The organism is Arthrobacter alkaliphilus (assembly GCF_021483235.1).
GTDB classification, from domain to species: Bacteria; Actinomycetota; Actinomycetes; order Actinomycetales; family Micrococcaceae; genus Arthrobacter; species Arthrobacter alkaliphilus.
On the sequence record NZ_JAKEEC010000011.1, the window covers coordinates 33,649 to 55,290 of the forward strand.

25 protein-coding genes are annotated in these 21,642 nt (G+C 64.2%); 11 read left to right on the plus strand and 14 right to left on the minus strand.

What is annotated here, in order from left to right; translation table 11 throughout:
* Positions 1-135: 135 nt before the first annotated feature.
* Positions 136-1,182: a Gfo/Idh/MocA family protein gene (locus L0B83_RS09685; RefSeq protein ID WP_234758198.1), complete on the minus strand. Its 1,047-nt coding sequence runs from the start codon at positions 1,180-1,182 to the stop codon at positions 136-138.
* A 42-nt stretch (positions 1,183-1,224) separates the two neighbouring features.
* Positions 1,225-1,836, minus strand: coding sequence for a TetR/AcrR family transcriptional regulator (locus tag L0B83_RS09690; RefSeq protein ID WP_234758199.1), 612 nt, complete (start codon positions 1,834-1,836; stop codon positions 1,225-1,227).
* 123 nt (positions 1,837-1,959) lie between these two features.
* On the opposite strand from L0B83_RS09690, the gene L0B83_RS09695 reads away from it, so the two are divergent.
* Together L0B83_RS09695 and L0B83_RS09700 are read left to right on the plus strand one after the other, a co-directional pair.
* Positions 1,960-2,526: an NAD(P)H-dependent oxidoreductase gene (locus L0B83_RS09695; protein ID WP_234758200.1), complete on the plus strand. Its 567-nt coding sequence runs from the start codon at positions 1,960-1,962 to the stop codon at positions 2,524-2,526.
* Between the two features lie 192 nt (positions 2,527-2,718).
* Positions 2,719-3,447, plus strand: coding sequence for a GerMN domain-containing protein (locus L0B83_RS09700; RefSeq protein ID WP_234758201.1), 729 nt, complete (start codon positions 2,719-2,721; stop codon positions 3,445-3,447).
* Between the two features lie 7 nt (positions 3,448-3,454).
* Here the strand turns inward: L0B83_RS09700 and L0B83_RS09705 are convergent, their stop codons facing one another.
* Positions 3,455-4,282, minus strand: a complete 828-nt coding sequence (locus L0B83_RS09705; protein ID WP_234758202.1) for an isocitrate lyase/PEP mutase family protein — start codon at positions 4,280-4,282, stop codon at positions 3,455-3,457.
* A gap of 114 nt (positions 4,283-4,396) precedes the next feature.
* Between L0B83_RS09705 and L0B83_RS09710 the strand changes: the two genes are divergently transcribed.
* From L0B83_RS09710 to L0B83_RS09720, 3 genes are all read left to right on the plus strand, one after another.
* A complete protein-coding gene (locus tag L0B83_RS09710) occupies positions 4,397-5,704 on the plus strand; it encodes an aminotransferase-like domain-containing protein (protein WP_234758203.1) in 1,308 nt (435 codons plus the stop codon).
* The gene (locus L0B83_RS09715; RefSeq protein WP_234758204.1) at positions 5,701-6,129 is read left to right on the plus strand and encodes a universal stress protein; all 429 of its coding nucleotides are present in this window, start codon (positions 5,701-5,703) and stop codon (positions 6,127-6,129) included. The genes L0B83_RS09710 and L0B83_RS09715 overlap by 4 nt, the downstream gene beginning before the upstream one ends.
* Positions 6,130-6,295: 166 nt before the next feature.
* The gene (locus L0B83_RS09720) at positions 6,296-6,634 is read left to right on the plus strand and encodes a hypothetical protein (protein WP_234758205.1); all 339 of its coding nucleotides are present in this window, start codon (positions 6,296-6,298) and stop codon (positions 6,632-6,634) included.
* On the opposite strand, the gene L0B83_RS09725 is transcribed toward L0B83_RS09720, so the two are convergent.
* The 5 genes from L0B83_RS09725 to L0B83_RS09745 all read right to left on the minus strand — a co-directional run bounded on the left by L0B83_RS09725 (position 6,631) and on the right by L0B83_RS09745 (position 12,265).
* The gene (locus tag L0B83_RS09725) at positions 6,631-7,107 is read right to left on the minus strand and encodes a phosphatase PAP2 family protein (protein ID WP_308193975.1); all 477 of its coding nucleotides are present in this window, start codon (positions 7,105-7,107) and stop codon (positions 6,631-6,633) included. The two genes, L0B83_RS09720 and L0B83_RS09725, sit on opposite strands and share 4 nt — an antisense overlap.
* Positions 7,108-7,212: 105 nt before the next feature.
* Positions 7,213-8,757, minus strand: coding sequence for a dihydrolipoamide acetyltransferase family protein (locus L0B83_RS09730; RefSeq protein ID WP_234758206.1), 1,545 nt, complete (start codon positions 8,755-8,757; stop codon positions 7,213-7,215).
* 57 nt (positions 8,758-8,814) lie between these two features.
* Positions 8,815-9,795, minus strand: a complete 981-nt coding sequence (locus tag L0B83_RS09735) for an alpha-ketoacid dehydrogenase subunit beta (protein ID WP_234758207.1) — start codon at positions 9,793-9,795, stop codon at positions 8,815-8,817.
* The gene (gene pdhA, locus L0B83_RS09740; RefSeq protein WP_234758208.1) at positions 9,795-11,003 is read right to left on the minus strand and encodes a pyruvate dehydrogenase (acetyl-transferring) E1 component subunit alpha; all 1,209 of its coding nucleotides are present in this window, start codon (positions 11,001-11,003) and stop codon (positions 9,795-9,797) included. The genes L0B83_RS09735 and pdhA overlap by 1 nt, the downstream gene beginning before the upstream one ends.
* Positions 11,004-11,146: 143 nt before the next feature.
* Positions 11,147-12,265 carry a histidinol-phosphate transaminase gene (locus L0B83_RS09745; RefSeq protein ID WP_234758209.1) on the minus strand — a complete coding sequence of 373 codons (1,119 nt, stop codon included), beginning with the start codon at positions 12,263-12,265 and terminating at the stop codon, positions 11,147-11,149.
* A gap of 89 nt (positions 12,266-12,354) precedes the next feature.
* Between L0B83_RS09745 and L0B83_RS09750 the strand changes: the two genes are divergently transcribed.
* Positions 12,355-12,780 (plus strand): phage holin family protein, encoded by a 426-nt coding sequence (locus L0B83_RS09750; protein WP_234758210.1) that lies wholly within the window; start codon positions 12,355-12,357, stop codon positions 12,778-12,780.
* A gap of 6 nt (positions 12,781-12,786) precedes the next feature.
* On the opposite strand, the gene L0B83_RS09755 is transcribed toward L0B83_RS09750, so the two are convergent.
* Both L0B83_RS09755 and L0B83_RS09760 read right to left on the minus strand, forming a co-directional pair.
* Positions 12,787-14,184, minus strand: coding sequence for an alpha/beta hydrolase family protein (locus L0B83_RS09755; RefSeq protein WP_234758211.1), 1,398 nt, complete (start codon positions 14,182-14,184; stop codon positions 12,787-12,789).
* Positions 14,184-14,492 carry a hypothetical protein gene (locus L0B83_RS09760; RefSeq protein ID WP_234758212.1) on the minus strand — a complete coding sequence of 103 codons (309 nt, stop codon included), beginning with the start codon at positions 14,490-14,492 and terminating at the stop codon, positions 14,184-14,186. The genes L0B83_RS09755 and L0B83_RS09760 overlap by 1 nt, the downstream gene beginning before the upstream one ends.
* A 190-nt stretch (positions 14,493-14,682) precedes the next feature.
* Here L0B83_RS09760 and purB point away from each other — a divergent pair, with 190 nt between their 5' ends.
* The 3 genes from purB to L0B83_RS09775 all read left to right on the plus strand — a co-directional run bounded on the left by purB (position 14,683) and on the right by L0B83_RS09775 (position 17,484).
* Positions 14,683-16,125 carry an adenylosuccinate lyase gene (gene purB, locus L0B83_RS09765; protein ID WP_234758213.1) on the plus strand — a complete coding sequence of 481 codons (1,443 nt, stop codon included), beginning with the start codon at positions 14,683-14,685 and terminating at the stop codon, positions 16,123-16,125.
* A gap of 71 nt (positions 16,126-16,196) precedes the next feature.
* Entirely contained in the window at positions 16,197-16,856 is a 660-nt protein-coding gene (locus tag L0B83_RS09770) for a histidine phosphatase family protein (RefSeq protein ID WP_234758214.1), read from the plus strand.
* A gap of 124 nt (positions 16,857-16,980) precedes the next feature.
* On the plus strand, positions 16,981-17,484 hold the full coding sequence (locus L0B83_RS09775; protein ID WP_234758215.1) for a GNAT family N-acetyltransferase: 504 nt from the start codon (positions 16,981-16,983) through the stop codon (positions 17,482-17,484).
* Between the two features lie 15 nt (positions 17,485-17,499).
* On the opposite strand, the gene L0B83_RS09780 is transcribed toward L0B83_RS09775, so the two are convergent.
* Positions 17,500-18,393 carry a cytochrome c oxidase assembly protein gene (locus L0B83_RS09780; protein ID WP_234758216.1) on the minus strand — a complete coding sequence of 298 codons (894 nt, stop codon included), beginning with the start codon at positions 18,391-18,393 and terminating at the stop codon, positions 17,500-17,502.
* Between the two features lie 150 nt (positions 18,394-18,543).
* Between L0B83_RS09780 and L0B83_RS09785 the strand changes: the two genes are divergently transcribed.
* Positions 18,544-18,978, plus strand: a complete 435-nt coding sequence (locus L0B83_RS09785; protein WP_234758217.1) for an acyl-CoA thioesterase — start codon at positions 18,544-18,546, stop codon at positions 18,976-18,978.
* A 66-nt stretch (positions 18,979-19,044) separates the two neighbouring features.
* Here the strand turns inward: L0B83_RS09785 and L0B83_RS09790 are convergent, their stop codons facing one another.
* Complete coding sequence (locus L0B83_RS09790) at positions 19,045-19,896, minus strand: hypothetical protein (protein WP_234758218.1); 852 nt, start codon at positions 19,894-19,896, stop codon at positions 19,045-19,047.
* Positions 19,893-20,213 (minus strand): PadR family transcriptional regulator, encoded by a 321-nt coding sequence (locus tag L0B83_RS09795; RefSeq protein ID WP_234758219.1) that lies wholly within the window; start codon positions 20,211-20,213, stop codon positions 19,893-19,895. Before L0B83_RS09795 ends, L0B83_RS09790 begins: the two co-directional genes overlap by 4 nt.
* 198 nt (positions 20,214-20,411) lie before the next feature.
* Between L0B83_RS09795 and L0B83_RS09800 the strand changes: the two genes are divergently transcribed.
* Positions 20,412-20,942, plus strand: a complete 531-nt coding sequence (locus tag L0B83_RS09800; RefSeq protein ID WP_234758220.1) for a hypothetical protein — start codon at positions 20,412-20,414, stop codon at positions 20,940-20,942.
* Between the two features lie 170 nt (positions 20,943-21,112).
* On the opposite strand, the gene L0B83_RS09805 is transcribed toward L0B83_RS09800, so the two are convergent.
* Positions 21,113-21,547 (minus strand): hypothetical protein, encoded by a 435-nt coding sequence (locus tag L0B83_RS09805; protein ID WP_234758221.1) that lies wholly within the window; start codon positions 21,545-21,547, stop codon positions 21,113-21,115.
* Positions 21,548-21,642: the final 95 nt, after the last annotated feature.

Sequence of the window (21,642 nt, forward strand, 5' to 3'; positions counted from 1 at the left end):
AAACCCTCCGACAAACGTTTTGGGACTGTTCCGGCAGCGGTTTTGTCGCTACCGGACGATCAGTGCGGACGTGGCCCACACTCCCCTTACATCGTTGGGGATCCCGGCGAAGTTACGCCCGATCCAAAAAAACTTTCAGGCGAGTGCCCTGGCCTGCTCAATCAGCTCCAGTACCGCGACTGGTCCCGCCGGATCCACGGGGAGCGGCAAAGTGGACGCAGCACCGCCGTCGGCGATCTTCTCGGCAAGGATGCGGTAGAACTCCTGGTAGGCGCCACGTTCGGTGGGTACCGTGGTCCGCACGCCGTCGATTTCCAGCGTGCCGTTGTTGTGCGGATCATCGACGCCGTAATCACCATCGGTGGGCAGCCCGCCCGCCACGATGAATGGTTCCTGGGGATCAATTCCGAACTTCACGAACCCACCCTTGCGGCCCAGGATGCGGAAGCGCGGAGCGTGCAGCTGGCTGTTGGCGTTCATGGCGACGTGGCTGAGCACACCGGAAGCGTGTCGAAGGACCAGGAAGACGTCGTCGTCGGCTTTTTCCTGGGGCCGCCGGGACAGGATTTCGGCGTGGATAACTTCGGAGGGACCAAACATCTGCACGGCGAGGTCAAGCAGGTGGCTTCCCAAGTCGAAGAGCAGCCCGCCGCCGTCGTCCACCGTGGCACCGGCCTTCCACGCCTTGCTGATTTCGGGCGCCCAGCGCTCCATCGAAGCCTCGCAGCGCATGATCTCGCCGAGCGTCCCGGCGTCGAGCAGCTTCTTCACGGTGAGGGCGTCGCCGTCCCAGCGGCGGTTTTGGTAGACGGTGAGCACGCGCCCCAGCCGCGCCGCCAGCTCGATCAGTTCCTGCCCCTGAGCGCTGGTCACCGTGAAGGGCTTGTCCACGACGACGTCGAGCCCTGCTTCCAGCGCTGCTTTCGCGAGCGGGTAATGGGTCGCGGGCGGCGTGCCGAGCACCACGAAGTCCAGCTCGTCGGCAAGCTCCAAGACGTCATCCGGACCGTCCACGATCCGCGTGCCGGGATACCGCTCCTGGGCCTTGGCCTTCCGGCCTGCATCCGAAGTCGCAACGACGTCGAGGGAATACGCGGGACTTGCCGCGATGAACGGCGCGTGAAAGACGCTGCCTGAAAGGCCAAAGCCGACGACGGCGGTGCGGATCGGTGCGGGGGTCATGCCGCTACGCTACCGGGCGTGAATGGCACGGCGAAGGTTATGTCAGCAGTCTTTCAGCAATCGCGTGACGAGCTCGCGCCATGACGCCGCCAGGCGCTCAGGCGCGACCCGGTGGGCGTGGAGGGCATGGAGCATGCGCTCCGGATCCAGTGTGGCGCCGAGGGAGAGAGCCAGAAGCCAAGGATCGCGGTCAAGGCCCGCTTCCCGCAGCAGCATCTCGATGTGCCGGTGCCACACAACCACCGGCGGGGCGTCGTGCCGGTTTTGCGGGGAATGCTCTGCCGCTGCACGCGCCAACTCGCCGTACTCTTCGACATATCTGATGCGCGCTTCGCCGAAAGCAATAAGGCGTTCAAGTGGTGGAGCTCCGGGGCCGAGCGGCGGCGGACCGAAGATGAAATTGCGCTGGAATTCCGCTTCGGCATCGCTCAGCAGGGTCATCATGAGTCCTGCACGGCTGCCGAAACGCCGGAAGACCGTTCCCTTCCCGACGTCCGCCCGGCACGCGAGCATGTCCATCGTGACGGCGTCCACTCCGTGTTCGGCCACGAGATCCCTGGCAGCTTGGAGGAGCCGTTCGCGGTTACGCGCGGCGTCACTGCGCTCCGGCTGCGTTCCGGAAGGCGAACCGGGCCGGATGGGGATGAGGCTCACAGCAACATTCTAGCCATGGGAATATTAAGCGGACCGCAGTCCGTTTAGACTCTACGAAGGCAGCAAAAGCCTCCAAAACCGAGCGTCCGCGGCTCCGCCCGCGGCCACACCCAAGGAGTTCCCATGTCCAAGAACACCGTTCTCGCCCTTGTTGGCAGCCTCCGTGCCGATTCCCACAACCGCAAGCTCGCCGAAGCCATCCAACTCAACGCCCCGGAAAACGTTGAAGTACAGATCCACGGCTCCCTCGGCGTCATCCCGTTCTACAACGAAGACATCGACGTCGAAGGCCAGGTTCCCGCCGAAGCCGCAGCCCTCCGCGCCGCAGCCGAACAGGCCGACGCGATCCTGCTGGTCACCCCGGAGCACAACGGCACCATGCCGGCATCCCTCAAGAACGCCATCGACTGGCTGTCCCGCCCGTACGGCGCGGGCGCGCTGGCAGGCAAGCCGACCGCCGTCGTCGGCACCGCCTTTGGCCAGTTCGGCGGCGTCTGGGCACAGGACGAGGCCCGCAAGGCAGCCGGCATCGCCGGCGCCAAGGTTCTCGAGGACGTCAAGCTTGCCGTTCCCGGCTCCATGATCCGTTTCGCTGAACTGCACCCGAAGGACGACGCCGAAGTCGTTGAGCAGATCAAGGCCATCTTCGAGCCGCTGACTGCCGTTCAGGATGAAGAAGCTGCCGCATAATCCTGCGGAGATGCCCCCGTTCCGCCGCGAGGCTGGGCGGGGGCATTTTTATGCGCGCATGGCCAGGCACCGCTACCAATCCGTGACTGAGCTGAGGCCGAACCGTCATGGTCCAAGGGGTCTCCGCCCGCATGCCCGCCCGTAACCTTGAGTTACGGACCAGGGGTCATCAGGACAAGTTCGGGAGCTGTCATGCGGATCGGACGCGGCGTGAAATGCACGACGGCGATCGCCGCGCTGTGGCTATCCCTCGCTCCCAGCCTGGCTGGCTGCGCTTCCCCCGACGGCGGCGCTCCGGCCGGGTCACGCTCCGCGTGGCCAGCCTCGCCCGGCTTCATCCAGTCGACTCAGGAGCCCGTAGCCGGGCCGGTTCCCGCACCCCTCCCGGCGCCTCCGCCGTATGTCAACGCACCAACCACGGCCTCGCGGCCAACCACGGCGTCGCGCCCAACCACGGCCAGCCCGCAAGAACCGGCGAGCGGGTCGGTTCAGATGCCGCTTCCCAGCACCGGCGAATCTACCGGGACCTCCGTCTATTTCGTGGCGATCGGCGACGGCGGCAGCCACGGCATGCGGTTCGGCTGTGGCGACAGCCTCGTGGCAGTCCACGTCACCGCTCCTTCGGGTAGCGACGTGCTGGCCATGGCGATGGGGCAATTGTTGGCGCCGCCGGACGGCGCGGCGTCGCGGGCAGGTTTGTACAACGCACTCTCGGGCTCCGCGCTGCGCTATGTTTCGGGCTATCTCGACGGCACCACCGCCGTCGTGAACCTGAGCGGTTCACTTCATGCTGGCGGGGTGTGTGACACCCCGCGGATCGAGGCGCAGCTGGCGCAAACCGCGGTGGCGGCCACGGGCGCGTCGCAGGCCGAGATCTACATCGACGGGAATGCCCTGACGGATCTCCTGAGTTTGCGCTGAAGCCGGGTCACTCGAAGATCGCGTCCATGTCCGCGTAGCTCCGGCTCGCGGCGAGCCCCGACCAGTTTCCGTCGCCGAGAATTTCAACGGCCAGCCTGGAAACAGCCGCATACGCCGCCCTGGCTGTGCCGCCGCCGATGCTGATTCGCCGCACACCGGCGTCGTGCAGTTCACCGGGCGAGGGCGAGCCCACGCCCGCCAGCGCATTGAGAGGCAGGCTGATCCGCCGGGAAAGTTCGTGCAGGACATGGAGATCCGCCAACCCGGGCACGAATATTCCATCCGCTCCCGCATTCTGGTAGGCCTCTGCGCGGCGCAGCGTTTCTTCGTACGCAGTATCCGGAAACTCTCCGGACCAGTAGGTGTCGGTTCGGGCATTGATAAACAGCCGGACGCCCGCGTCGTCAGCCGTCCGCCTGATCAGCGCGATGCGCTTGGAGTGTTCCGAGATATCGCTCAGTGGTTGTTCGGCCGAGTCCTCAATGTTGATTCCGACGGCACCCGCGTCCAGCACTGCCCGAACGGTGGCTTGGAGTTCTTCGTCGGTGCGGCCGTACCCCGTCTCGATATCCGCGGTCACAGGCAAACGGGTGGCCTTAGCAATCCGGGCCAGCGCTTCCATCGCGAGGTGCCGCGGAAGGTGGTTCCCGTCCTGGTACCCCAGGCTCCAGGAGATAGCCGAGCTGGAGGTGGCCACCGCCGTCGCGCCCGCCGCCTCGACCATGCGCGCAGATGCCGCGTCCCACGCATTCACCAATACCAACGGTGCATGCGGCGCAGCATGGAGCTGGTGGAAGCGAAGAGCCATGGAGTCGAGTTCGGGATGCGTCGTCATGGCTCTATTCCAGCCTTCCCGTGTCCCGACGTAAAGCAATTCGCATCGCAAATCCCGAAATCGGGATGAAACATCCGTTGCTCATTTGGCAACTCCGGGGAGTATCCTTTCAGTGTGACCCACGAAACATTGGATGCCGGGCCCGAGCTGCCCGCGGAAGCAATCGACGCAATTGAGCGCGCAGCAACTGCCGCCCACCGCCACGAGGGACTTTTCTCGGAGCGCGCCGCCAACATCAAGCAGTCCGCCGTGCGGGACGTGTTCGACATTTCAATGCGCGCGGGGCTGGTCTCCCTCGCCGGCGGAAACCCCTACCTGCAGTCCCTGCCGCTCGACAAGCTGGGCCAAACCGCCGCGCGCATCATCGCGGAAGAGGGCATGACGGCGCTGCAGTACGGCGGCGGACAGGGCACCGAAGAACTGCGCGCCCAAATCTGCGAGATCATGGCCGCCGAGGGCATCCTGGACGCCCGGCCGGAGAACGTGGTTATCACCGCGGGCTCGCAATCTGCGCAGGACGTGGCCACCAAGGTCTTCTGCAATCCCGGCGACGTGGTCCTCGTGGAGAACCCCACCTACGTGGGCGCGCTGAACACCTTCGAGGCGTACCAGGTCCAGGTTGAGGCCGTGGACATGGACGACGACGGCTTGGTTCCGGAACTCCTGGAAGCCAAGATCGCGGCGCTCCAGGCCGAGGGCAAAGCCATCAAGTTCCTCTACACGATCCCCAACTTCAACAACCCGTCCGGCATCACGCTTGCTCCGGCGAGGCGGCAGCGCATCGTCGACATATGCAGCAAAGCGAATATTCTCGTGCTGGAGGACAACCCCTACGGCCTCCTGCGTTTCGACGGCAAGCCATTGGAACCAATGCGGGCTGCAAATGAGCACGACGTGATCTATATGGGTTCGTTCTCCAAAATCTTTGCCCCCGGGCTGCGCATCGGATGGGCCCTTGTACCCGAGCACTTGCAGCGGCGCTTCTACCTGGCTTCGGAAGCCGTGACCTTGTGCCCGCCCACCCTGAACCAGATGATCATCTCGGCATATCTTCGCGACTATGACTGGCGCGGGCAGATTGACACCTACCGGGCCCTGTACGAGGAGCGCTGCAATGCCCTGCTGGTGGCGCTCGAAGAGCACATGCCCTCCGGGCTCACTTGGACCAGGCCGGACGGCGGGTTCTTCGTATGGGTCACTCTGCCCGAGGGCGTTGACACGTATCCGCTACTTAAGAAGGCGATCGAGGCGGGGGTCGTGTTCATCCCCGGCGCGGCGTTCACACACTCGGACGAACCATCCAACAAACTGAGGTTGGCTTTCAGCGCAGTGCCACCGGAGGCCATCGCCGAAGGCGTCCGCCGATTGGCGCCGGTCTTGCAAGAAGCCATTGATGTCATCAGCAAAGGAGCAGAGATATGAGCGGAATAGTCCTCGTCGGAGTCGACGGCAGCGTGACGGCGAGAAGGGCCGCCGATTCGGCAAAGAATTTGGCGACCGCCCTGGGTGCGGAGCTGCGCGTAATCACCGCTTTTGAAGGCACCCACGTGGAGGTCGTCGAAAGCGGCGGCGACAAGTGGATCCTCTCGGACGCCGACGCCGCGGAGAAGGTGGCCAGCAAAGTCGCCGCCGAACTCGCCTCCGAGCAATTGACCACCAGCTACGGGGCCGTCTTCGGCAAAGCCGGAGAGGCCTTGGTCAAGGAAGCCGAACGGGTGGGCGCCCAAGTGATCGTGGTCGGTAATCGCCGCATGCAGGGCCTCGCCAGGGTTCTCGGCAGTGTTGCGAACTCGGTGGCGCACAATGCACCGTGCGACGTCTACATCGCCAAGACAGACGAACCGTAAGGGACTCCCGGACCCCCGTCGTTTGACGGGGATCACCCGGTGTGGTGGGCGGTCTCACCCTGATTCCGGGCCGTTTTGGGCCTTGGCACCAGGGCGCCGCCGATAAAATTGGAGTGGCCCCCAAGGGCGCGAGCCGCCCATCACATCGACCCGTAGGGGATCCCTTTTGCTTACTCTGCAGCCGCGCCAACGCGTCGGACACGACATCCTGCTCGCGCGCCATGGCAACCACATCAGCTCCATGCGCTTCGACCGGGCAAATGACCGGATCGTGGCAATTCTCGACGACGGCTCAGTGGACAGCGCTCCGAACATGATCTCCCCGTTCCTCCAGATGCCGGAGACGTTCCGCAGCATCCTTCGCTCGGACTGGAAGTTGCTGCTTGTGGTTGCTTCCGCGATGCTCGCGGTCGGAGCCCTGGCCATGGTGCTGTCATTGGGGATGATCGGCAGCATGAACGACCAGCAACTGCGCGACCTCGCGCTCAGCTACACGTCCTACTAGCTCAGCCAACCCCGCAGGACCCACCAAAGTCCCGCGATGACCACCCCGCCGAACAGCGAGCCGGCGACCACCTGGCCGCGGGTATGGTCCCCCAGGACGACGCGGGACCAGCCGACGGCAGGAACCAGAAGCATCAGCGGCAACCACGCCGGCCCGAACATGAGGGCCACGATGACTCCGGCCGCCGAAATTGCCGAGGCATGACCGCTGATTTTCCACGCGAGGCTTACTGCAGCCAACACCGTGATGCCGCCAATCAGCGCAAGGATCATCGCTGACACGCTTGCCGGCGCGTGAATGAGGTTGAGGACCACCAGCCCCGCGATCACGGACACGAGCGCAAGCATCAGAATGGGCACGCGGTCCTTGCGGTCGCTGACGTGGTGGTCGCTGAGCCTACCAAGCCGAACCAGGACCAAAATGAGGGCCAGCGGCAGCACGCAGACAAAGAGCGCGCCAGGACACCGAACCATATGGTCCCCGGAAACCCCGGATCCACCGCGGGGCTGATAAGCAGCAAGACCGCGACGACGGCCGGCGGCTGGAAGACTTCCGTCAGGACCCGGGCGACCTGCCGCTCAGTCAAGCAGCAGGGCCGGTTCTTCGAGAATGGATGCGACGTCGGCCATGAAACGGGCGGAGAGGTCCCCGTCCACCACACGGTGATCGAACGAACCGCCCAGCGTCGTGATCCAGCGGGGGATCACCTCGCCGTCGAGCACCCAAGGCTTTTGCTTGATGGTGCCGAACGCAACGATCGCCACCTCACCGGGGTTGATGATGGGCGTTCCAGTGTCGATGCCCAGGGCGCCGATGTTCGTGATGGTCAGCGAGCCGCCCTGCATCTGTGAAGGCTGGGTCTTGCCCGCCCGGGCCGTGCTGGCCAACTCGTTCAGGGCCAGCGCCAATTCCTTGAGGGAAAGGTCCTGGGCATCCTTGATGTTCGGCACCATGAGCCCGCGCGGCGTAGCCGCTGCAATACCCAGGTTCATGTAGTGCTTGACGTGGATCTCCGCGTTGCCGTTACCGTCGGCGTTCTCCACCCAGGTCGCGTTGACGCTGGGATTGCGCGCCGCAGCCCAGATCACGGCCTTCGAGAGGATCAGCAGCGGCGACACCTTGATGCCCTCGAAGTCCCTGGAGGCCTTGAGCCGCTTGACGAATTCCATGGTGCGGCTGGCGTCCACATCAACGAAGATGCTCACGTGCGGCGCCGTGAAGGCCGACTCCACCATGGCCTTGGCCGTGGCCCTGCGGACGCCCTTGACCGGGATCCGTTCCACTCGCTGGTCCTGCGGTTTCCTGGAGGCCGCCCAGAACTTGTCTGCCTTGTCCACCTCGGCATCGCGCTGCGACTGGTAGCTGACCACATCCTCGCGGGTCACTTCGCCGCGGGCTCCCGTGGCCACGACGTCGGCCAGGTCGATCCCGAGTTCACGGGCGATCTTGCGCACGGGAGGCTTGGCCAGGACCCGGTTGACGAGGCCGCTGACAGCTACGCCGAGCCTTGTGGGTCCCGGCGCTTGGCTTGCGGTTGCGGGGCTTGCGGTGGCGGTTGCCTGTGCCGTGCTCGGCGCCGCGGTTGCGGGCTGCTCGGCAACGGGTTCCTGTGCCGTGCTCGGCGCCGCGGGAGCTGCACCTTCGGGACGCTTGCGCGGGCGACGCTTGACGGCGTCGGCCTTGGGGCCGGAGCCAACCAACGGGCTGGCGGCCGGACCGCCCTCGGATGTTCCGGCGTCGTCAGGCAACTTGCCGTACATCAAGGTCTCGACGATCTGTTCGGCAGCAGGCTCCGCGGGCGGCGCCGCTACTGCCGCCGAGGCGGGGGCCGGTTCGACCGCCGGTGAGGCCGTGGCCGGCGCGGGCTCCGATTCTCCCGGCGCGTTGTCCGAAATTCCGATGATCGCCGTTCCTACTTCAACCGTGACGCCCTCGGCAACGAGCAATTCCGCCACGGTGCCCGCATACGGGGACGGCAATTCCACCAAGGACTTGGCGGTTTCGATCTCGCAGATGACGTCGTTGATGGCCACGGTGTCACCGGGCTTGACCTTCCAGGAGACAACTTCCGCCTCGGTCAGGCCTTCGCCGACATCCGGCAGGTTGAATTTCTTAACAGTCACTTGGGTCCTCGATCTCGGCTGGTCCGTCCGTTTGGCGGCGGATGCAATCAGGGGCGGCTAGTAGGACAGGGAGTGGTCCAGGGCTTCAAGGATCTTGTCGATGTCCGGCAAGTAGTCCTCTTCCACCTTCGCCACCGGATAAGGCATGTGGAAGCCGCCCACGCGGATCACCGGAGCCTCCAGGTGCAGGAAGGCCCGCTCACTGATCCGCGCAGAGATCTCGCCGCCGATCCCGCCGAAGGTAGGTGCTTCGTGCGCAACGATCAAGCGGCCTGTCTTCTTCACGGAAGCTGTGACGGTGTCGAAGTCGATGGGTGAAATCGAGCGGAGGTCGATCACCTCGATGCTGCGCCCGTCCTCTTCCGCCGCCGCCGCGGCTGCCAGGGCAACCGGGACCAGCGGCCCGTAAGCCACGATCGTGGCGTCGGAGCCTTCGCGCAGCACGTGCGCTTGGAACGGGTCCGACGCCGGTCCCGGGTTCTCGGTGTCCACCTCGCCCTTGAGCCAGTAGCGGCGCTTGGGTTCGAAGAAGATGACCGGGTCCGTGCAGTCAACGGCCTGCTGGATCATCCAGTAGGCGTCGTGGGCATTGGACGGAGTAATGATGCGCAGGCCGGCCGTGTGGGCGAACAGCGCTTCTGGCGATTCCGAGTGGTGTTCGATCGAGCCGATGCCGCCGCCGTAGGGAATGCGGATGACCACGGGAACTGTCAGCTTGCCACCGCTGCGCGAGTGCATCTTGGCCAATTGCGTGGTGATCTGGTTGAAGCCAGGGAACACAAAACCGTCGAACTGGATTTCACAGACGGGACGGTAGCCGCGCAAGGCCAGGCCAATGGCCGTGCCGACGATGCCGGACTCAGCCAGGGGGGTATCCACGACCCGGTCCGCACCGAACTCCCTGACGAGCCCGTCGGTTACCCGGTAGACACCGCCCAGCGGCCCGATGTCCTCGCCCATGAGCAAGGACTTCGGGTTGTTGGTGAGCGTGGCGCGCAAGCCTTCGTTGATGGCCTTGGCAATGGTCATGGTGGTCATCAGTTGCCCGTCCCTTCTGCCTCGGCGCCTTCGAATCCGGCGGAGTATTCCTCGAACCAAGCGAGTTCCTCGGCCACGAGCGGGTGTGGCTCGGCATAGACACCGGCGAACGACTCGCGGATGTCGGGACCCTGCAGGCTTTGCGTGGTGCTGCGGACGTGTGCTGCGAGCTTGTCGCCGTCAACCCGGACTTGCTCAAAGAACGCGTCGTCGGCGAGGCCCTCGCTGCGGAGGTACTTCTCCAGCCGATCCAAGGGATCCTTGCCCCGCCATGAAATCTCCTCGGCGGATTCGCGGTACTTGGTGGGATCGTCCGCGGTGGTGTGGGCACCGACGCGGTACGTGTACGCCTCGATGAGTACCGGGCCGCGGCCTTCGCGTGCGTGCTCAAGCGCCCACTCTGTGACCGCATGGACCGCGATGACGTCGTTGCCGTCCACCCGGATGCCCGGGAAGCCGTACCCCTTGGCGCGGTTGAACAGCGGAACCTTGGTCTGGACTTCGGTGGGGACTGAAATCGCCCAGTGGTTGTTTTGGCAGAAGAACACCACGGGGGCGTTGTAGGACGCCGCGAAGACCATGGATTCGTGGACGTCGCCTTCAGAGCTTGCACCGTCTCCGAAGTAGGCCACAACAGCGGCCTTGGGATCGTTGGAGCCATGGGCTTCCGCGAGCTTCTGGTCACGCTGGATTCCCATGGCGTAGCCAACCGAATGCAGCGTCTGGGCCGCAAGCACGAGGGTGTAGAGGTGGAAGTTGTTCTCGGTGGGGTCCCAGCCACCATTCGAAATCCCACGGAAGAGCTTCAGGAGTTCGGCGAGGTCCACATGACGGGTCAACGCGACGCCGTGCTCCCGGTATGTGGGGAAAATGTAGTCCTGCCGCTGGGTAGCACGCCCGGAACCGATCTGGGCGGCCTCCTGCCCCGTGAGGGGAACCCAAAGGGCCAGCTCGCCCTGGCGCTGGAGGGCCGTGGCTTCCTGGTCGAAGCGGCGGACCTTGGCCATGTCGGCGTAGAAACCCCGGAGCTGCTCGGGATCAAGGCGCTTGGCGTAGTCCGAGAAGATAGGATCCGTCCCGAGCTTGCCGTCCGGCCCCAGCAGCTGGATCATGTCGGCAGCGGGATCATTTGAAGCGCCTCCCGCCGGAGACTGCTGTTCCAGTCCCGTTCCGTTGATCCCGGGTGTGGGCAATTGAGGTGCGCCCATTCCGTCTCCTTGCCTGCCGCAGCTGACGCTGAGCAATATTCGCTGATATATGCCGATTCCGGAATGCATTCCGGAATCGGCATATCTTTGCTTTCGTCCCTTACTTTATCCGCAGTAAGGGACGCAGGGGCATTTGTTAACCGCTAGGAAGGCCGCGGTGCTTTTGTATAGGACGCACAGAGTTCCAAGAAGCGCGTATTGGCTTCGACTTCTCCGATGCTGACCCGGACGCCTTCGTTGCCGAAGGCCCGCACGGACAACGCACGCTCGGCGGCAAGTCCGGCAAACTCGGCGCTGTCCTCGCCAAGATTCAGCCACACGAAGTTGCCCTGGGCCTCGGGAACGAACCATCCCAGCTCCCGGAGTCCGGCGGTAACCCGGTCCCGTTCATCGACCAGGGTTTGTACCCTTTCAACAACTTGGTCGAAATTCGCCAAGGAAGTAATTGCGGCGCGCTCGGCAATTTGGGAAACCGCGAACGGGGTTGCGGTAACACGCAGGTGCTGGGTCAGATCCGGACCGGAAACGCTGTAGCCAACGCGAAGCCCGGCAAGGCCGTGGGCCTTGGAAAACGTTCGCAGGACCACGACATTGGGGTACTTGCGGTACAACTTGATACCGTCCACGGCGTTCTCGTCCCTGACGAACTCCTGATAAGCCTCATCGATGACAACCACGACGCCTGCCGGCACTGACTGGATGAACCGTTCGGTTTCCTCGGCGGTGAGGATCGGACCGGTGGGGTTGTTCGGCGTGCAAAGCAAAATCACCTTGGTGCGGACGGTGACAGCGGCCGCCATGGCCTCGAGATCGTGGCGGCCGTCGGAAAGCAACGGGACCTGGACACTCTCAGCCCCGGCCAACCCTACGCAGATCGGGTAAGCCTCGAACGAACGCCAGGCATAGATCACCTCGTCAGCCTTGCCGTCGTGGTTCTGTCCGGCAAACGTGGAAAGGATCTGATTCAGGGCTCCGAGGCTTCCGGCTCCGGTGACAACGTCGTCAGCCGGGATTCCCAGGAAGTCTGCGAGCGCCGTGCGGAGCTTCGTGGAGAGCGGATCCGGGTAGCGGTTGATGTCCGACTGGTCGGCGATCGCTTCGAGCACAGCGGGAATCGGGGGCAGCGGGTTTTCATTGGACGACAGCTTGTAACTGGTCAGGCCCTCGATCGCTACGGGCGGCTTGCCTGCAGCGTATTTGGGGAGCCTGTCCAAAACCGGACGGGGACGCACGCCCTCCGGTGCGTTGTCAGAAGAATTCATGGCACCAGCCTACTTGCAGGGCCTCGGGCGATGCTGGCCGTTCCCTGGCCACCGCGTGACGCATCCGGACCATGTGAAAGCATGGGCGTATGGGTTCATTCATTGTGCGTGTCCTGATCAACGGGCTGGCCCTCTGGGTTGCCAGCTGGATTCTGCCGGGGATGCATATTTCGTCGTCGGCAACCACCAATGCGGTAAGCAACGCGGGCGTCACTCAAGGCGGCGACACCTTGGGTCTGGTCCTTGCCTATCTCTTCATAGGACTCATTTTTGGCATCGTCAATGCCTTTGTGCGACCACTGGTCAAGCTGCTCTCCCTTCCGATCACGGTCCTCACTCTCGGCCTGTTCACGATAGTCATCAACGCGGCCATGTTGTCCTTGACAGCTTGGCTCAGCAGTTACACGCCAGTGCACCTCACCATCGACCGGTTCTTCTGGACCGCGGTTCTCGCCGCGATCATCATCAGCCTGATCTCCATGGTGGCCAGCTGGATTCCTGGCGGCAGGCGGTAACCGGGACTAACGGCCCGCAGCGCGTCCTGCGGCGCCCGCCTTCCCAGCGGAACCCGTGGGTGCTTCGCGGGTCAGCTTGAACCGGCTCACCTTGGCCATTCCACCGGCGCCCAGTATCCCCCCGAGGGCGGCCGTGGAAGCAGCCAGTGAAGGATCGGAGCTGAGCTGAACCAGCCTTGCCCCTTCCTCGTAGCGAGAGAGCTTGTGCGCCGGCCCGATTCCTTGGTCCTCACCTGGTTCCAGGATCACGGGATTGGTCATGGTGACCGTCACCCTGTCCTTCGTGTCCGGATTCGCTTTGCCTTCCGCTCCGGGAACCCAATCCTGTTCGTGTTCCAGGTGCAGGCTTCCGATGCCGGCTTGCGGGGTGATCCCGCCGACCGGCGACCCGGCCGTCACCACAAACCTGAGGTCATAGTCTGCGAGGAACGCTTTGTCCCTGCTCAGGTTCATGGCATGGATTCCGCCTTGGCTGTGGCCAACTGCCACCACCGATTCGCCGGCAGACGCGCCTGCCTCGAGCAGCGCTTGGCGGATGGCCTTGCCGGTCTCCATCGAGTTGAAACCCAGCGCTTCCGCAATCCCGGCTTCGTCCAACGGATTGCTGCCTCCCGGCGGACTACCCGGCTGGGTGCCCGGAATCAATACCACCCAGGCGCGTTCGCCGTCCTTATCGACCTGCACCACTTCTATATCGCCCTCTGAAGTTGTGCCGAGGTGATCCAGCTCCCGGAGCATTCCTGCTGCCGAGAGGTCCACGCTCTTGGTGGCGGTCTCTCCCCGGGTGACGAGAACGGGCCGTGGCCTGAGGACAGCCAAGGCGGGGACCGCGAGGATCGTTCTGAGGATTGCACCGACGTCAGCGGGCCCGACGGCGACCCCTGCAAGGTTGACCATCGCCGGCGGTGTTCCGACGAGCAGCCCGATCATCCGGTTTAGGTCCCGGACAGCTCCTTCCGTGGCGCCCCTCAAGCCAAGGTCCAGCGGAGCCGGACCAGCCGCGGTGGCAGGCATTCCCCAGCCCATCCGCAACCTGATCGCCGCATGCGCTTCCGCGAACTCGTATTCACGATGGCTTGCCCTGACATCGCTGCCGATCCGCTGAAGCTGTTCGCGGACGCGTCCAATCTCCCGGCCGCTCTCTCCCACGGCAATGATGGCGTCGCTTCCGCTCGTGTAGGACGAGGTTTGGTGCGGGAAGAGAGCCACCTTCACCGCTTCAGCCTCCACTTCAATGGCCTGCAGTTGGACCACCAGTCCGTCCAGCGCGGCGGCACCTGCAAGCAGCTCTTCGAATTGGAAGCGGATTCCGCCGACTCCGCCGCGTATCCGCAATGGGCCATCCGGCCCGGGTGTTCGCGGGTGCGGCGCTCCGCCCGCGCCTGGAGGAGCGACCTCGGCCATCAGAAGCCAGGCTGGGGCTTCGCTGCCACCTTCTGGGCATGGCGGAGGGTGGCTGCGGCGGACTCGCGCAAGGAATCACGCCCCCGTCGGAGGGAGGCGGCCTGCAGGGCAAGCGTAGTCCGGTAGGCATTGCCGGCCGGTGACTCCCACTGCTCGAGTTGCAGCTGCGCGAGCCTGGCAAGAACGGAATCGGCTTGGTCGGCGCAGACGCTCATCCGCCATCCGAGTTTCTGGATCTCCACGCCTCGTGAAATACATTGCAGCGCGTCCGGCTCCGTCACTCCGGCCGCCATAAGAATGCCGCTCATGACGTTCTCCTCCTCTATGTCCGATGACGTTGTGGGAGCGACGCTACGTTGTGCCCGGGAGGCTCGGAACCGCCGTGTTGGGCTATGTGGATAACCTGCAGGAGACGCGGCTGGCGAGGGCAGAAGCGACGTTATTCACATAGGGAAGTCCGGCTAAGGGTGCGAGCCGAGTTCATGAAAGAATTGCCTCATGCCTGAAACCGTCGCCACAGCTGTTACCCGTACGCCCTCTGGACGCCTGGCCCTCGCCGCGTCGCCGGAGCCGATCGCCCTGGGCCCGCTGGACGGCCGGTACCACTCCGCTGTCGCTCCCTTGGTCGACTATTTGTCCGAGGCCGCGCTCAACCGCGACCGCGTGGCCGTCGAGGTCGAGTGGCTCATCCACCTGACCAGCAACAACGTGCTTCCCGGCGCCGGGCCGCTCACTGCTGAACAGCAGGAGAAGCTCCGCGCCATCGTCACCGAGTTCGATGCCGCCTCGGTCACCGAACTTGCCGAAATCGAAGCCGTCACTGTCCACGACGTCAAGGCGGTTGAGTACTACATCGGGCGCCGACTGCCAGCAATCGGCATCGAGAACCTGACGGCCATGGTGCACTTTGGCTGCACCTCGGAAGACATCAACAACCTTTCCTACGCCCTGGGCGTCAAGGGCGCGGTCGAGGACGTCTGGCTGCCCGCCGCAACGGCACTCGTGAAGCAAATCGAAGCAATGGCCGAGGCAAACCGCGCAGTCCCCATGCTTTCACGCACGCACGGCCAGCCCGCGACCCCAACCACTCTTGGCAAGGAACTGGCAGTCATCGCGCACCGCCTGAACCGCCAGCTGGACCGCATTTCCAAGACCCAGTACCTGGGCAAGATCAACGGCGCCACCGGCACCTATGCCGCGCATGTGGCATCCGTTCCCGGTGCCGACTGGCAGGCCATCGCCCGCTCCTTCGTAGAGGGACTGGGACTGACATGGAACCCGCTGACCACCCAGATCGAGAGCCACGACTGGCAGGCCGAACTCTACGCCGACGTCGCGCGCTTCAACCGCATTCTGCATAACGTCTGCACGGACATCTGGAGCTACATCTCGATCGGCTACTTCCGCCAGATCCCGGTTGCAGGCGCCACGGGCTCCTCCACCATGCCGCACAAGGTCAACCCGATCCGCTTCGAAAACGCCGAGGCAAACCTGGAGATTTCCAACGGATTGCTGGACACCCTGGCCGCGACGCTCGTTACCTCCCGCTGGCAGCGGGACCTGACCGACTCTTCCTCGCAACGCAACATCGGCGTTGCATTCGGACATTCGCTTCTTGCGATCTCGAATGTTGCCAAGGGACTGAAAGCCCTTGACGTTGCCGAGGAAGTACTGGCAGCCGATCTCGACACCAACTGGGAAGTCCTGGGCGAGGCGATCCAGATGGTCATGCGCGCCGAGGCCATCGCCGGGGTCGAGGGCATGGAGAACCCGTACGAGCGCCTCAAAAATCTCACCCGCGGTCAGCGGGTGGACGCCGCCCGCATGCAGGAGTTCGTCTCCGGGTTGGGACTGTCTCCCGACGCCGAGGCACGCCTTCTGGCACTCACTCCGGGCAAGTACACCGGCATCGCGGACCAGTTGGTGGACCACCTGAAGTGAAAAACCCGGTGCTGCGGGACGGGCGGCATGTCGGCCCGGCACTCGTGTGCCGGGCCTGATTGGCTGAAATCATGAGGCTCTTGCTTATCCGGCACGGACAAACCCCCGGAAACGTCCTGGGGCAATTGGACACGGCGTTTCCCGGTCCAGGGCTGACAGAGCTCGGCGAACGCCAAGCCGCTGCGCTGCCGGGCTCCCTGGCCAACGAGGACATCACGGCCATCTACGCATCGACCTTGATCCGCACGCAGTTGACGGCCGCCCCGCTCGCAAAAGCCCTCGGACTCGAGGCCACCGTATTGGACGGCCTGCAGGAGATTGAGGCCGGGGATTTGGAGAAACTCACCGACCACCAGTCGCACCACCGGTACATGAGCACCGTTTTCGACTGGACCGACGGCAAACTCGACGTCCGCATGCCGGGCGCCGGCGATGGACACGAGTTCTTCGCCCGCTACGACGCTGCCATTGCCAAAGTTGCCGCGTCCGGCGACGAAACCGCCGTCGTGGTCAGCCATGGTGCGGCGATCCGCTGCTGGGCAGGGCGCCGTGCCGCGGATGTTGGCCGCGAGTTCGCCGCCACCCACCAGCTGCAGAACACCGGAATCGTGGCAGTCGACGGCGATCCGGAAACCGGCTGGCGCCTGCTGCACTGGGACCAAAGCCCCGTTGGCGGACTCGCCTTGGCCGACCGGACGGTCGAAGATCCCGCCGGCGACGCCGTCGAATGACGGCTGCCTGGAACGGGCATCCACGCCCCGGTAATTCTCCGGACGCTTACGCGGAGGAAACACCGCGGTAACCGCCGCTTCCTAGGCTTGGTATGCATAACCCCCTCCGGCGAAAGAGGTTTCGATGCAGACCAATCCGCGGCTCAACATCAGGCAGGTAACCTGGGCAAACCCGGTGGGAGCAGACCTCCGCGCGGCGCAGCAAGCGGAACTGGACGCCCGCTTCGGGAACTCAGACCACGAGCCCGGACCCGCGCCGTCGGAAGCCGATACAGCCGTTTTCGTCGTCGCCTATGAAAAGTGCTCAGGCCAGCCCTTGGGCTGCGGAGGGCTAAGGATCCTGGACGCCAAAACCGCGGAGATCAAGCGGCTTTACGTCGTCCCGTACGCCAGGGGCTCAGGAGTAGCCAGTTCAATCCTTGCCGCGCTCGAGGCGCAGGCACACGCCCGCGGTTTCAGCATGATCACAGCGGAAGCGGGATCGGCCCAATCGGACGGCCGCAGCTTCTACGAAAGCGCCGGCTTCGCCGCGGTGCCCAATTTCGGCCCCTACACCGATGCGAGCCACTCGCAGTGCTACGCCAAGCCGATAGATTCGCACAGCGCATCGCACACTGCGATGGCGTGAGCCCCGGCACGCGGATCAATCCAGGCCGCGGCCGCCCTGCCCCAGATGTGCCCGATTCAGGGCTTCGATTTCTTCATCGCTCAAGTCGTCGAAGCTCTTGGCCTCGTGCTTGTCGGTCCGGGAGAAGCGGACGAACATCAGGATGATGAGGGGAAGGTCCACGATCTCCGCGAGGAACCACATCAGGTCCCCCGCAATTTGCTGGTCGCGCAACGGCGAGGGGAACCAGGCCGGCCGATTGGCCGCGACCGAGGCGGCGCCGTCGAGAATGTCCGGGCTGAGTCGCATCAGGATCCCGGGCACCGCGTCGGCAAGCAGCTCGATGAAGACAAAGATGAACTCGACCACGATGAGCGACGAGGTGCGTCCCGCGCCGTCTTCCATGATCGGAACGGTCATGAGGAGTCCCATGACCGGCACGAGCAAAGTCAGTATGACATCGGCGGCGGGGTCGGTCCGGAGTACGTAGAAGAACGGGGTCAGGAACAGTGTGAACATCGCCAGCCCCAGGAGGGCCGCGACGAGTGTGTTGCTGAGCATGCGGACGAGCCGATGCCCGAGGACCGTTTCCAGCCTGGCCGAACCCACCGGACCAAGGGTCTGCCGGGCAAGGGTCAACGGCTTGCCCAGGCCTACCAACAGCGGCACCACAAACAGATAGGACGCCACTTTGAGGGTGAATGCCCACCTCAGCTCATGGCTGTAGGTTCCCGGGAAGCCAAAGCTCAGGGCCGCGAAACTACCCAGGCCAAGAGCGAAGAAGGCAAAAGAGTTCCAGAAGGGCCAGCGGATATCCCGGCGCTTGGCAGCAATCAGGCCCTTTGAATACAGTGCGATCGAAGCAACGAGGACGACCAGGGCAGGCCAGTTCATCGACCAGGCACCCAGCACGGCATCCACCGGTGGCATGGTCAGCGGTCCAAGCCGGACAGCCGGGCGCCAAACCCGGCGCTGCGGTGGATTTTGTCGATCGTCATCACCGTATCCATGTTACGGAGTCGAGCCGGGCATGGCACGCCACAGGAGACGCAGGCGCCCGGCCTCAGCTAATCTCGCATTATGGAAAAGGCTGACATCACGTTCCGTACCCGAAAGTGGATACGCCCGGAGGACCTCAACGCCAACGGCACGCTGTTCGGTGGAAGCCTGCTGAAATGGATCGACGAGGAAGCTGCAATCTATGCAATCCTCCAACTTGGAAATGGCCGAGCCGTCACCAAGTACATCTCTGAAATCAACTTTGTCAGCTCGGCCGTCCAGGGCGATCTGGTGGAGATGGGCCTGACGGCGGTCCGTTTCGGCCGGACATCACTGACCATGCGGGCGGAGGTGCGCAACATGATCACCCGCGAGAGTATCCTGACCATCGAGGAAATCGTGTTCGTCAACCTCGGCCAAGACGGCCGGCCGGAGCCGCACGGCTACACGGAAATCACGTATGACCGCGACCGGATTCCCACGCACCACCTGACGCAAGCACTGCACGAGGACTGAACGCCCGGCGTCGGGCCCTCCCGACGCAACGTTTTTCGGCGCCACTGAGGCGCGGACCGACTTCGCCTAGGCGTGGCGGATGGCCGGAATTCCCCTGGCGGAACTGGTCAATGCCACCATTGACGCCGTGCCCGCGACTGCAAGCACGACGATGACAGGAACGATGCTGCCGAACAAAGCTGCGTCGCCGGCAAGGATCACTGCCGCAATGTCGCACGCGCTCATTGTTGCGAGGATCAGTGCGAGCGGCACGGCGAGCAACGCCGGTATCTGCAGCGTCGACGCTTTGATCTCCAGGCGTTGGAGGCTCACCGCAGCCCCTATGCCCAGGCAGCCCAAGAAGGCTGCCAGGCCGACGAGCCACGCGGTCAAGACAATGGACGCGATCGTTGGATTCCGCGTGAGGGCGTTCGATTGGCTCATCAGGAGCAGTGCGAGCATGAGGGCTGCCTCGATGACCCCCAGAACCACGGCTGGAAGCAGGGGTTTCAGGGCAAACCAGGCCCGTGACCGGCTTACCGGCAGGACCGCCCGGACGAGCAAGAGGATCGCGGCGGCCAACGCAAGCAGCCAACCGACCGCGAACAGCCCTAGGCCGCAGTACAGCAGAATGCGAACGGTCATGCCCGTACCGGCACCGGGCGGGTCAAGCAGCGCCTTGTTCGCTGCGGGTGCGACCAAAAAACCGGCGCACCACGCGATCCAGGTGGTCGAAACACTGGCTAGCAACCTTCGACGGGTTCCGTCCGCTCCGGGAAAGGCCGGCCGGAGCCATGCCCGGACAGCACCCCACAACAAATCAGCCGTGGTCCGCGCTGATCCAGAGAGGCTGTCCACCAACGCGTCGAGCTCATCGCCGTAACGGGCACGGAACGACGGCGGGTACCACCGCAGCACCCGCCGGGCAAAGCGCCTCACGGCTGGGCCGTCCGAAGCCGTGCAAGCCCTTGGCTGGCCAAGTTCCGCATCGCCTTCAGGCGCTGCGCCAAAACGGCGGAACCGCTGGCCGTCAGTTCATAAGGACGTCGGCGGTCCTCACCGGGCAGGGCGCGGATATGGCCCCGTTCTTCCAAGCGGGCCAACGCTCCGTAAAGCGTCCCGGGCCCGAGCGTTATGCCAGCTTGTTCTTCCGTATCCTGGATGATCGCGTAGCCATGTTTGGGACCGCCCGCGAGGCTTGTGAGGATCAGCAGCGCCGGATCGGCCCACGCCACTTCCGTGTTGTTTCGTGCCATTGCCTACTCCGTTTCAGGTACTACGCGAAACGATACAGCGAACGGCGTTTGGAAGCTACCCTCAAAGCGAACCCGTTCGTCGCCCTTGCCATGCACTTTCCTTATGGGTTCACACGGTATTGGTATTTCCGCGGCCCTGCGAACGCGGCCTAGATTTCATAGATCAGAAAAGTCAGCGAAGAGTCCGAAAGGGACAAAATGCCAGCCCAATCCGGCTCCCTTCGGGGCCCATCAGCCACCGGCAGATACACCTACCGGGCAAATGCTCCAGCCCGGCCCCAAACTGCGGCCAAAGGGGAGCGTGCCAGGCTCGCCCACGCCCTCGCGGCGCATAGGCAACTCCTGTCCCACGCTTCGAGCGCCATCCGAACATTGACCGCTGCCCGCAACGAGATGATCGCCCAGGCCCTTGAAGATGGGCTCACTCCGGCCACAATTTCCTCGGTGACCGGGGAAAACATTCGCGCTGTCCGAACCATTGGTTTGGCTTACGACGACCTGCACCCGAGTGGGCTTCCGCGAGGCGCACATGTGGATGCCCTCAAGGCGAAAAGCGAGCAACTCAAAGCCGCCGAAAGGCACCGCGACGAGATCACTCAACAGCGGGAAACGTTGATTGTCGCGGCGCTCCGCACCCAAGCCTGCGATGACCTTGAACTTGCCTCGCTGACCGGCCTGACGCCGGATCATATCCGCAGGACCACCCGCAGAGTCCGGCAGGCAGGCTAGGCAGTGCTCAGGCGTGCAGTGTCCTGGTTTGCCGCCCGCGGTGTCACCGGACGTCCGCTGGAATTCCCCGCTTTTCACGCCCGACGACGGCGCCGCCCGCTACGTGGCGCGGGTTGCCGTCGTCGTTTGGATCCAAAGGTGGGGAGCTTCAGCGGGCGGTGTCCCTAACCCTAGACCGTTGCGTCAGGCTTTGCCTGGGGCGTCCTGCAACTGAACAGCTCCTGGGTTCCTGTTTTCCTGGCGATGAGCACCGTCAATGCGCGGGCCGAGGATGAGATCGGTTCGAAATGTTGGATCGAGCGCGCGCCGACGTTCCAGATGCGCTTCACGCCAAGCACCCGATCGTTCTCATCCGTGGCGACGAGGGGCGGACTTCCCTGTCCTGCCACGGGCCTGCGTTTCCAGCAGAGACTGACTACGGTCGCATGCTCCCAGAATTCCACGGCGGTGACGAAGAATTCGCGCCCCTCGTCGTCCAGGAACAACCCGGACTGCGGGACGTAAACCGCCCGGAGATCGTACTCGGCAGGCCCTGAATGCCGTGCAGCCGGCGGTTGGGCGATGGCTGCGGCTTGACTGGGATTGAGATCTGGTTGCGGGACCACGGCATGCTCCATTGAAGTTGCGGCCGACCCCCTCATCGACCGACCCCGAGTGGCCTCGGGATATCCAATCTAGTCCCGCCCGGGGACGCCCGGAA